At 58.5% G+C, this 11530-nt stretch carries 13 protein-coding genes; all 13 read left to right on the top strand.

Going from position 1 to position 11530, the window contains the following annotated elements; genetic code table 11:
- The first annotated feature begins 134 nt into the window (after positions 1-134).
- Entirely contained in the window at positions 135-3401 is a 3267-nt protein-coding gene (locus ACFWPK_RS29045; RefSeq protein ID WP_378921106.1) for an RHS repeat-associated core domain-containing protein, read from the top strand.
- 7 nt (positions 3402-3408) lie between these two features.
- The gene (locus ACFWPK_RS29040) at positions 3409-3684 is read left to right on the top strand and encodes a DUF6959 family protein (RefSeq protein ID WP_378921104.1); all 276 of its coding nucleotides are present in this window, start codon (positions 3409-3411) and stop codon (positions 3682-3684) included.
- Positions 3685-3720: 36 nt separating this feature from the next.
- Positions 3721-3936 (top strand): inositol monophosphatase family protein, encoded by a 216-nt coding sequence (locus ACFWPK_RS29035; protein ID WP_378921103.1) that lies wholly within the window; start codon positions 3721-3723, stop codon positions 3934-3936.
- A 72-nt stretch (positions 3937-4008) separates the two neighbouring features.
- The gene (locus ACFWPK_RS29030) at positions 4009-4224 is read left to right on the top strand and encodes an inositol monophosphatase family protein (protein ID WP_378921112.1); all 216 of its coding nucleotides are present in this window, start codon (positions 4009-4011) and stop codon (positions 4222-4224) included.
- A gap of 486 nt (positions 4225-4710) precedes the next feature.
- Complete coding sequence (locus ACFWPK_RS29025; RefSeq protein ID WP_378921101.1) at positions 4711-5658, top strand: ADP-ribosylglycohydrolase family protein; 948 nt, start codon at positions 4711-4713, stop codon at positions 5656-5658.
- Positions 5659-5682: 24 nt separating this feature from the next.
- On the top strand, positions 5683-5811 hold the full coding sequence (locus tag ACFWPK_RS29020; RefSeq protein WP_378921099.1) for a hypothetical protein: 129 nt from the start codon (positions 5683-5685) through the stop codon (positions 5809-5811).
- A gap of 276 nt (positions 5812-6087) precedes the next feature.
- On the top strand, positions 6088-6408 hold the full coding sequence (locus ACFWPK_RS29015) for a WXG100 family type VII secretion target (protein WP_378921097.1): 321 nt from the start codon (positions 6088-6090) through the stop codon (positions 6406-6408).
- Positions 6409-6472: 64 nt separating this feature from the next.
- Positions 6473-6778: a WXG100 family type VII secretion target gene (locus ACFWPK_RS29010; RefSeq protein ID WP_378921095.1), complete on the top strand. Its 306-nt coding sequence runs from the start codon at positions 6473-6475 to the stop codon at positions 6776-6778.
- A gap of 2 nt (positions 6779-6780) precedes the next feature.
- Positions 6781-8265: an ADP-ribosyltransferase gene (locus ACFWPK_RS29005; protein ID WP_378921110.1), complete on the top strand. Its 1485-nt coding sequence runs from the start codon at positions 6781-6783 to the stop codon at positions 8263-8265.
- A gap of 12 nt (positions 8266-8277) precedes the next feature.
- Positions 8278-8574 (top strand): hypothetical protein, encoded by a 297-nt coding sequence (locus ACFWPK_RS29000; protein ID WP_378921093.1) that lies wholly within the window; start codon positions 8278-8280, stop codon positions 8572-8574.
- Positions 8575-8907: 333 nt separating this feature from the next.
- The gene (gene argS, locus ACFWPK_RS28995) at positions 8908-9459 is read left to right on the top strand and encodes an arginine--tRNA ligase (protein WP_378921092.1); all 552 of its coding nucleotides are present in this window, start codon (positions 8908-8910) and stop codon (positions 9457-9459) included.
- Positions 9460-9495: 36 nt separating this feature from the next.
- Positions 9496-11049: an RHS repeat-associated core domain-containing protein gene (locus tag ACFWPK_RS28990; RefSeq protein WP_378921091.1), complete on the top strand. Its 1554-nt coding sequence runs from the start codon at positions 9496-9498 to the stop codon at positions 11047-11049.
- Positions 11050-11511, top strand: a complete 462-nt coding sequence (locus ACFWPK_RS28985; RefSeq protein WP_378921089.1) for a hypothetical protein — start codon at positions 11050-11052, stop codon at positions 11509-11511.
- The last annotated feature ends 19 nt before the right edge of the window (positions 11512-11530 follow it).

The raw sequence follows: 11530 nt of genomic DNA, 5'->3' as shown, positions 1-11530 counted from the left end.
TCGGACACAACGATCTCAACAGCAGAAGGCCCACGATTCGACACGCAAACAGGCTAACAATTTATCTGGCTTATTTCAGGCGTGACACACTAGTCGTAGATCACTCCGGGGTCACTTTCATCGCCGAAGATGGCATGCTTCTGTCCTACCCCCACACCACGCCAGGCGCGCAGGTCGTGCCGGTGCACGGTGACCACCCTTGGCCGTTGACCCGCTCCGTAAATGGTGGCTACCGAATCCACGATCCTGAACGCGAAATCACTTGGCATTTCGCTGCCTTGGATCCTGAAGCTGAGGCACTCGGCGACTTCCCGATCACGGGCATCTCAGATCGCCATGACAACTGGATCCGCCACCACTACGACCACAACCGGAATCCTAGCCACATCAGCTCATCTGGCGGATACCACCTCACGTTCACCGTCGACGACAGCCGTGTCACTTCGATCACCGTCAACGGTACCAACGAAGTCGGTGATCGAGTATCTACCCTGCTACGTGAATTCGCCTACCAAGCCGGTGATCTCGTCGCAGTTACAAACAGCGTTGGCGCGACTACTCACTACACATACGACCGCGTCCATCGAATGCTCACCTGGCGAGATCCAGACAACACGCATTTCGCCAACACTTATGACAACCTCGGCCGGATTGTCCGCCAAGAAGGCACAGACGGGATCCTCAACGCCACAGTCTCTTACGAAACACTGCCTAACGGCTGGGGAACCCGCACCCACGTCATCAACTCCACCGGCGCGTCTTGGTCCTACGAATTCGACTCCCAAAAGCGGCTACTCGTAGAGACCGACCCTAACGGGGCAGCGACACGAACCGACTACACTGACCCTGTCAGTCGACAACCGCACCGGATCATCGCCTCCGACCTCGCCACTACGGTCTACTACCGCAGCGAGGACGACAATCTCGTTCGCATTCAACGCCCGGACTGCCGATCGATCACGATCGACTACGTCGCTCGCAACCGTCCGAGCACGATCACCGACGCTGATGGTGCGGTCACTTGTTATGAGTATGACGAGGCCGGAAATGTTGTAGCCATCATCGATCCAGATGAAGTCGTGGTGCGCCGTGCATATCATCCCAACGGCGCAGTCGAGCGTTTCGTCGAACCAGGCGGCGCAACGACGACAATCGATGTCGACACGGCAGGTCAGCCGATTCGGCTGACTGACGCGAACGGCAACATCACCGTCATCACGCGCGATCATTTCGGTCGACCGATGGCGATCACGGATCCGTTGGGTAACACCACCCGCTATACATGGTCACCGGAAGGAAACCTGCTCTCTCGGGTCGATGCCGACGGCTACGGAGAGAGCTGGTTGTGGAATGGCGACGGAAAACTGTTGGAGCATTCCGATCGTGCTGCCAAGGTTCAGCGCTACACGTACGGTCCGTTCGGCCTACTCCAAACCCACACTGCACCCGACGGTGCCGTCACGCACTACAGCTGGGACACTGAAGAACGGCCGCTCTCAATCGCCAACCCGATCGGACAATCATGGTCGTATTCCTATGACAAAGTCGGCCGGGTGTCATCGGAAACCGACTACAACAACTCGACCACTGAATACCGCCACACCAGTACCGGCCTGGTTGACACAATTACCCCGGCAACCGGGATACCCCGCCATCACACATACAATGAACTCGGCCAGCTTATCGGCATACGGGCGGAATCAGGCGAACATGTCACCTACGCGTACTCCCCGGCCGGACACCTAACTACCGCGACGAGTGGGGGACAGGTGAACACCCACACCCTCCGCTACACCCACACTTCCGGTGGACGGCTCCTGAGTCAGCAGCTCGACGGCCGTCCACCGACCTCGTACCGATACGACCGACACGGAAGATGCGTCGGCCGCACCAATCCCAGCGGCAAAACCACTGACTGGGTTCATGACAGCGGCGACCGCGTCAAGGCTCTCGCTACAGCTGACCACACGATCGAATTCACCCACGACCCACTCGGCCGCCAGACTGGTTGGCGAGTGGGAGCATTCGAACACACCCAGAAGTACAATTCTGTCGGCCAGGTCATCGCGCGCACACTATCCCTCGCCGGTGCCCCAATCGAAGGTAGTCGCCACGACGAATACACTTGGCGCCCAGACGGGTACATCACCCAACACAACACCTTTCATGGCCAGAGCAGAGCGCTCTCCCGAGCCTACGATCTCGATCCGGTTGGCCGAGTTACCGCACTAACATCGAACGGCACTAGAACGCAGCGCTTCGGATACGACCAACTCAGCAATATCACATCAGTTGAAGATGCCGATCTGACATCCCCGTCCTCTATTCCAGTCAATAGCGAGGGCGTGCAACATGAGTACGATAGAAATTTGTTGACTCGGCGCGGCCGCACGAGATACTACTACGACGCTGCCGGCCGACTGGTCCAGAAAAAGACTAGTCGCATATCCCGAAAACCCTCACTCTGGCACTTTCGATACAATGCCTTCGATCAACTCACCGATGTTTTCACGGCAGACCAACAGTGGTGGCGGTATTCCTACGATGCTCATGGCAGGCGCACAACAAAGACTTTACTGGCGGACGAAAAAACGGTAATCAAGCTCCACGAATACAGCTGGGATCGCTCCCGTCTCATCGAAGAATCGACGCCGACATCTATCAACTCCTGGGATTACCAGCCAGATACGTATACTCCCATCTCTGAAACCGTTATCCACATCGATCAGGTTGGCCAAGGTCGGCATTTTCATGCGATAGTCACTGATATCGTTGGTGCTCCTACTGAAATGGTCGATGTGGAGCGGAGTGAAATTTCTGCATCCGCGGAAGTCGACCTGTGGGGAAGGGCTCAATGGTCGGGAATGGGTGGAACTTCAATCCGTTTTCCGGGTCAGCAGGTTGATGATGAAACTGGGCTACATTACAACTATCAACGCTACTACGACCCAACCTCCGGCAGATACCTGACCCAGGACCCTCTCGGGTTGCAGCCGGCGCCCAATCCCAATACTTATCCCCACAATCCAACTAGCTGGATCGACCCGCTGGGGCTTTCCTGCTCAACTGCGGGAGGCGGTTCACAGTCTGAACCTCGACCGCCCTCGTATGGCAACGGCGGACACATTGACAATATATCTCCAAACGATGCTCGAAGAATTCAGAATGCGGCAAATTCGAGAGGGGTCGAGATCAATGTTGTCGGTAGTCGGGCTACAGGAACCGCAGGTGGATATTCTGACTGGGACTATGTGATATCTGATATCAATTCCCGGACGAGGAGTAGGATACAAGGGTCGCTGCCGCAGGGATCTCACGAGTTGGGCGTGGGGCGCAGGGTTGATATATTTACCGGAGGCCTCGTTGAGGGCGCACCGTACGTAACCTTCTATCCGAACTGAGGATCAAATGACGCATTCCGCTGAGATCATCGAAACGCAGGGTGATTTTTCCCTGGTGAAGTGGGCGGGTCGAAAGTTTCCCGGATTTCTCCTTCAGGGTGATTCCTTGAGTATTATCGTGTCCGATCTTCGCGAAGTTGAAGAACTCCTTTCCGCTGATGACATCGAAGAAGCTAAATTCGTCGCTCATGAATTGCTGTTGCAATTTTCCGCAATGCAGAATTCGTATGAGGATATGATGCAGAAAGCTGGCCTGCAGCTTCCCTACGCGTCACGTGACTGAATTGCGATATTGGGATCGTAATCGCCTAGATCGAACGTGCAGTCCGGAACTACCTCGCGTCAATACACCGGGGTTTTCGTTCCTCGGCGAGGAGACAGCCGGACAGGACAGGGGCGGCGAGTTTCGCTGGGTTTGGACCCCATCGACGGTACATCGAACGTCGTTCACGGAATCCCCTTGTGCGCAGTGTCATTGGCGCTTCTGTGCGGTGAGAGGGCTGTCGTGGCGGCAATCGTGGCACCGTTCCTATAATGCGAGCCTCGGTGGCGGGTCGTACGTGAACGACGAGCAGATCTTTGCGAGCGGAGTCCGGCAGATCTCCTCATCGATAGTGTCGATCGGCGACTACTCAGTCGGCCCAGATGCGGTTGGCAAGAACGTCGAACGGCTCAAAGTACTGCGGCGCTTGCGGGTCATGCTGAGCGCATTCGGATGCTCGGTACGGCATCGCTTGACCTCGCGTGGTTGGCACAGGGGAGAACCGACGCCTGCGTGATCTTGGCAAACAAGCCGTGGGATACAGCGGGGGCGTTCTGTTAGCCCTGGAAGCAGGTGCCGTGGTGAGCGACGTTTGGGGAGATCCGCACAGTCTGCAGGCCGGTACGACTGTCGGGAGCGCGAGCGCCGAACTTGCCCAGTCTAGGGTCGATCTGATTGCCTGATGTTTGATCTGGCTGCCATCCCCGTGCTGGCCGGTTTGTTGGAGCGTAAGGACATCCGTATGAGCCCACGGCGTGACAACTATCGGGACCCCGAACGCGCCGAACGCGAACAGCCTGGGTCGGTGCCGATCGCGTACGGCGAAGATCAATTCGCTAGGCAGCGTCGAAGGAGGCACGTCGAGAACAGCGGCGCGCTGGCCTACCACCGGGATAGCGAAGATGTCTGGTCGCCTCGGATAGTCGCCGAGTGTTCGATCCAGTCGGCAATTCGATCAGTTCCTTACAACACGGTGCGCGCTTACACCACGGTAAGCGCAGTTCAGCCGGTCTGTGCAGCCGGACCCCGAGGGCTGTCGATAACGTGATGGGATGGAGACGGCGTGCGGATCCCGCCATCGGTCGTGTCGAACTGATGCTCGATTCGCTCGATGGGCTCTCTGTCGGCGATGCGCTGGGGGCGCAGTTCTTCATCATGGGCAGGTCGCTCCCGAATCTTCGGTCGGGCAGTCCTCCACCAGGGCCGTGGGACTGGACCGATGACACCGAGATGGCCTGCATCCTTGTCGCGGAACTGCGCCGCCATCAGCACACCGACCAGGATCGGCTGGCCGCGGGTTTCGCGCGCCGCTTCTCTCCGGAGCGCGACTACGGGCATGCGACGGTCACGACGCTTCGACGTATTCGCAACGGCACGCACTGGCAAGAGGCAGCCGCAGCGGCGTTCGAAGGTCAAGGTTCCTGCGGCAACGGTGCGGCCATGCGGGTCGCCCCGCTGGGGGCCTACTACTGCGACGATCCACAACGGGTTGTCACCGAAGCAGTTCGGTCGGCACAGGTCACCCATATGCACCCTGAAGGAGTGATCGGCGCGGTCGCGGTGGCGATCGCTGCGGGGCAGGCCGCTCATGCACGCCGCACCCAAAACCTGCCCACTGCAACAGAATTCCTCACCGCTGTCCTGGACCGTCTCGAACCCGGCGAGACAACGCGCGGCGTCCGTCGTGCTCGTACCCTGCTCGGCACAACCATCGTCGAGGCCGCACACGAACTGGGCAACGGATCCCGGGTGAAGGCGCAGGACACGGTGCCATTCGCATTGTGGGTCGCCGCAACGTATTTGGACGACTACCCGGCGGCCGTCACCGCCTGCATCGAAGCGGATGGCGATATCGACACCACTTGCGCGATCGCCGGGGGAATCGTCGCCGCTTACACCGGCGCCGCCACTGGAACCGGGTTGCCCGAGGCGTGGCTCGCCGCCCGCGAACCGTTACCGGCCTGGCTCACCTCGATCAGCCCGTCGCGCCGCTGACTCCGAGGGTGGTGAGCTGGTTGGATGTTCGTGACGACGGCCGATATCTCGACTCCCGTCGGGGGCGATGACCTGTACATCGATCCACGTGGTGATCAGCAGTTCGCCGACGACCAGCTCATGCCGGACGACAGCCCTGAGGGGTGTCGCTGACCATCGTGCGCCGTCTGGCCTGAAGACTGCGGAGAGAAATCTGTCTGAGGCAGGGTCGACGAGGTCCCTGAGGTCGAGGCCAGGTTCCTACAGGACTGGCCATCGTGACGTGGACCGAGCGATCCTGGAGGGCGGCGGCGAGGCCAGTTCCGGACGCCACCGATCCAATATGAGACCCTGGGCCCGGCGTCAATTGCGGCTTGAAAGCATCACAACCCGCGAGTCGACGGACAATCCCGTGGGGGAGCAGCTTGATGAACGGGAGAGGCAGGGATAGTGAGTTCGCCAGAGGGGTCGTTTTCGATCACGCCCGATGATGTCCAGGACGCGGGCCGCTACATCCAACAGACGGCGCAGTCGTTGCTGACCGGAGTGCGGGCCACCGATGCTGACGTAGACGGGCTGTTGGTGGGATGGCAGGGCCCGGCGGCGGAGGCATTTCGGGCCGGGTGGACCGAAGCGTGCACGGGTGTCGCTGGTGTTCTAAACGCGCTGAGCGACATGGCCAACGCACTGGGAGTTACTACTGTGCAGCTGACCCAACAGGATTGGGATTGGGCGTCGGGACTGCCTGATGGGTTCTCCCTGGATTTGTGAGTGACCGCCGGGGCACCTACGCACCAGGTTGGGGAGGAAAGGATATATGCGCTACCGGGTGAACTTGACTGATCTGGATGATGCCGTTGTCCAGATCAATGCGTTGAAGACCTTCCTCGAGGAGTCATTGGTCGAGATCGATGAGCGGGTCCAGAAGATGCAGGCTGATTGGAACGGTGCGGCCGCATCCGCCTACGACACCGCGCATGTGGAGTGGATCGACTCAGCGCGCACGGCTGAGGCCGGGATCGAGAAGATGCGGGCCGCGGCACGCAGCGCCCACGACGCCTATACGGCGACCATCAACGCGAATCGGGCGCTCTTCGGGCGTGGTTCCGGGTCTGTGAGCGTCGAAGGGCATCTGTCGTGACGATGGTGGATGTCGACACCAACGTCTATTACAGCGCTGGTCGAGAGCTGTGCGCCGCAGCCACCGCGTGGTCTGACGCCATCTTCAACCAGGTGCATCCATTGCGCCAGTGCGCAAACATGTGCGGCTCGTACCAAGAGGCCACCGCCTGGGCCGCGAAGTATGACGCAAAGGCCGCCGAGCTACTACACACTGCCGACGAGCTCGCCCTTGCAGCCAACGCTTATGGTCGCGTGCTCATGGAGGCTGGGTACAACCATGAACTCGGGGACCACTTCGCCACCACCGAGTTCGGCGCGAGTCTGCCGCCGAGACCTCAGATGCCGGAAGCGCGGACCTGGGGCAGTTATATCGTCCCGATCGGGACCGCTGGTGGGCGCGGTAGCGGCTTGGAAGAAGTCATCGGTCTGGCCTCCGAGGTCGGTATCACCGTGCCTGATGGAGACGTGGGCAAGCTCACCAATGCCGGTGCAGTGTGGAAGAACCTCTCGACCGCTGCGGCAGTGACTGGGTTCAGCGCTGAACTTCACCGCATCGCTGGCTTGTTCTCCGAAATCACCGCCGACGAGTACGACTCGATCGACGAGGATATCCGGGAGATGAAGAACACCGCGGATTCCATCATAGGCGGATTCTCCGATATTGCCGGCAGTGTCGAAGTGCATCGAGCGGCTTTGGTCGCGATGCGCGAGGGCATCATGAATTTCCTCGAAGAGATGGCCAAAGAGATCGCCATCCAAATCGGGGTGACGGCGTTTGTCTCGATCGCGGCGTCGTTCGTTACTTTCGGGCTCGCGGCAGCTGTCGGCACCGCTGTCGCAGCCGGTCGACTCACGCGTATCGTGTCGGTATACGGTCCGAAAATCAGGCCCTTGGTTGTGTTGTTCAAGAATGAGGGGCTGATTCACAAATTCGACAATATCGTCGATATGGCCCAGAACAAACAGAAGTTGAAGGAGCTTCGGAAGCTGGACCCGGCGAAGAGCCCTGGGCGGTCAGGGCTGGTCGGCAAGCTTGATCAGGCAGATCGCGAGGTCTTGGCTTGGGGTCCGTCCGACAAGCGCGGCGCTGACCTCAACAATATTGTGCGAAATGGCGAGACTCCGACCCCGGAGCAGCAAGCTCAGATCGATAAGTTGAATGAGGCATTGGGGAAGCTGCCCAAGCATGAGGGGGAGGTTGTGCGGCACGTCAATATGAACGCAAACGACCTGGCCGCGATGGAGAAGGGTAAGTCGTGGTCTGATCCGGGGTTCATGTCCACGTCGAACAAGCCGGAGGGCGTGTCTGATGTGTTCGCGGACAGCAAGAATGTGGAAATGCAGATCATATCCAAGAATGGGCGAAAATTCTCCGACCCGGACACTGGGCAGTCGTTCGGCACCGACTGTGAAGTGTTGTTCCCGTCCAACACCAAATTCATAGTGGGTAACAAGTTTGTCGATCCCGCTACGGGCAGGACCGTCGTTCAGATGGTCGAACAATAGCAAGGTGCAATCATGGAATACGGCGACGAAGAATTCCGGCAGGCAATGGCCAAACTGGAGAATTTCGAGAAGATGCGTGCGGGCGTGCGCCTGCGTGCAATGGATCCCACCGCACCACGTGACGTCATCGAAGAGACAGACCCATCCCTATCTGGCCCGTACCGGCGGGGCGAGACCGTGTCACCTGATGGCCGCGTGTGGCGCGATAAGGATGGCGCGCTGCTGTATACCCGGGATGACGAAGGTTACTGGCTCGGTCCGGATGGGCGTCGGATGTACGATCCAGTCGGTAACCGACTCGATACCTGATCCATAAGTCGGCCGCGCTTGGGGCGTGCACAATCGTGGCGCTACGCCGTATCGGTGCCGCAACGCCAGGGTGGTGAGGCTCAGGGCCCGCGGGCGTCGTCGATGTAGCGACGGACCGGGTCAATTGATACCCGGACTTCGACTACAGATCGTTCCCGCCCTGAACGTCGAGGACCGTTGCAGGAATCTGCAAGCGCCGCACTGCTTCTGGAAGCCGCGGGGCGTGGGTGAACACGATCACCTGCCTCGCGCGAGCGACGTCGGCGAGCACTCGGGCCAACCCGTCGACTTTGTCGGGTCCATCGACTGGACGGGGTCGTCGATCATCAGGAAGTGGGCGATTGGGGCACTCAGTTCGGGATGCTGATCCAGTACATCGACGAGCATCCTGAATCACCCTGGCACACTGAAGAACTCGATGCTGACACGAGTTCGGTGTCGGCTCTGGACAGCCTGTACAAGGCTGCCCGCGCCCAGTTCGACTCCGACTCTGCCTTCGCTGATCGGGCACGAACTCGGGTGGTTGCGCTGCAAGCCGGGGAACCAGACACCGTCGCGCGGTGGCGGGAGATCGTTGCCGAGTCCGAGAAGGCCTTCGGTGCGATCTATGACCGGCTGGGCGTCCTGCTCACCCCCGATGATTACATCGGTGAGTCTTTCTACAACGACCAACTGGCTGATACCGTCGCCGAACTCATCGACAAGGGCGTAGCCGTCGACAGTGACGGTGCGATCGTCGTCCTGTCCGAGCAGGTCAAAGGCCTGGAGGATCAGCCGTCGGTGCTGATGGTCCGCAAACGTGACGGTGGCTATGGCTACGACAGCACCGACTTGGCCACTATCCGGTACCGCATCGCGTCGCTATACGCTGACCGGTTGTTGTAAGTCACCGACTCGCGCCAGGCGCTGCACTTCCAGCTGGTGTTCGAGACGGCGCGGCGGATGGGTTGGCTCACCAATGCGATCGAGGTCGACCATGTCGTTGAGATCAGCCGCGAGATTTCTCCGAGCGGGCGGCTTATCTCGCAAAGTGTAGCCGTACGCGGTCCGGAACTGCCAGATCCGCATGGCAACCAGCAACATCTCCTCAAGACCGGCCATATTAGGCGCGACGAATACTCCTATCGTGTCGACGGACACCTACTCGGTTGGTCTATGGACCGGTCGGGCGCTATTGGTCATGACAGGAACTTCGTTCTAGATGACCGTGGTCGTGTCACCGAAATCGCTGAAAATAACATACTGACTCACCGATATGACTACGATCAATTAGACAACATTATCTGCGAAGAGCTGCCTTCTGGGATAGAAAATGATGCTGGAGAAACATCGGAAAACGCCGGCGCCATAATCGGTCGACGAGAGTACCGAGACAACCTGCTGGTTCGGAACGGTCGAACCCGGTACTACTATGACGAAGCAGGCCGACTTATTAGAAAGACTCGAACGAGAATATCGCGAGAGTCTGAGACCTGGCACTTTCGCTACAACGCTTTCGATCAGCTCGTCGATGTCTACACACCCGGGCATCATTGGTGGACGTATACTTACGATGCGCTCGGACGTAGGACAACAAAACGGCGTCGGAGTACTGCTGGAGAAACTCTTGAGTCGGTCAAATATATTTGGGAGGGTACCAGCCTCCTCGAAGAAATCGATAATGGTCAGACAACTCGGTGGGACTATGTCCCCGGGACGTACAGGCCGATAGCTCAGCGGATATTCCGTGCTGGGCGTGAATTCGAGTCTGTCGCTGTGGTCACCGACTCCATCGGAATGCCGACGGAGCTTGTCGACTCCTTCAGCGGTGAATCGCTGGCTACAGCCGTTTCCAGCCTGTGGGGAATTTCTACCTGGGCTGGTTCTACGTCAACTCCGCTCCGCTTTCCTGGCCAGCAGCACGACGCTGAAACAGGACTTCACTACAATCTTGCGCGCTTCTATGACCCCGCGACGGGTAGGTATCTGACCACTGACCCTCTCGGTCTCGCACCGTCACCGAACCCAAATGCGTATCCCTATAACCCGACAAGCTGGGCAGACCCGCTTGGACTTGAGCCTGACGGTGATCTGGTTCGGGTATACCGGGGGACAGACAGTGGAGTTGAGCAGCGACTCCAGGAGATAGATGGGTTCATGATGAGTGATGCTGCACGACATGAGTATTATTCGACCGGTTCTGTAGAAGAGGCATTGAAGGCTTCGCAACGCGCACATACTGAAGCGATCGATGAATGGGGTTCACTTGATAACTACGTTCAAGCGCATGGAGAGTGGGGGCAAGAAATAGGCCGAGACGGTTTTGGCCCTCGGAGTATGATGTCGTTTACAACCGATGAAAATGTCGCCCGTCGATTTGGTGACACGATATATACTGCGTTGGTGCCCCGAAGTTCGATCTATCCACAGACTCTTCCGGGTGCTGGGGAGAGCGAGGTTCTAATTCCGCACATGGTTCAAGTTACGAGGTTATAGATGAAAAAGAAGTTCGTTATCGGCTTGTACTCCGCAGAGTATTACCCTCGATGGAGCAGTGACGCCGGTGAAGACCCTCCAGTTAATAGTCGAAATGTCGACTTGGGCGCTTTCCTGAGCGCCAGCTCGACAGTGCGCAGGGTGGACGTTAAAACTGGTTCCGGCATAGTCATTCCACTATTTCTACATTGGAGTGACGGCACGGATCTCGATGCTCTGGACCGGAAGATCATCGACGATATGCCACACTACGATGACTTGGGTGGCGCCCTGTTCGGTACCGATATGCCAGTCAAGTGTTCCAATTGCGGAGCCAGGTTCGTGGGGATCGTAGTGGAGCCCGCGTTCACTGTTGTCGAATACAGGGAAACTCGATTTGGCGATCACGCATACGTGGCATGCTGCCCTGTATGCGACAAGAAATGGCGCACCGATGTTCTCGAACTGATTGCCCAAGTCTAATCAGGAAGTACTGCAACCC

This window comes from Nocardia sp. NPDC058519 (assembly GCF_042719755.1).
Classification (GTDB): domain Bacteria; phylum Actinomycetota; class Actinomycetes; order Mycobacteriales; family Mycobacteriaceae; genus Nocardia.
This window is presented reverse-complemented; position numbering and strand designations above follow the sequence as displayed.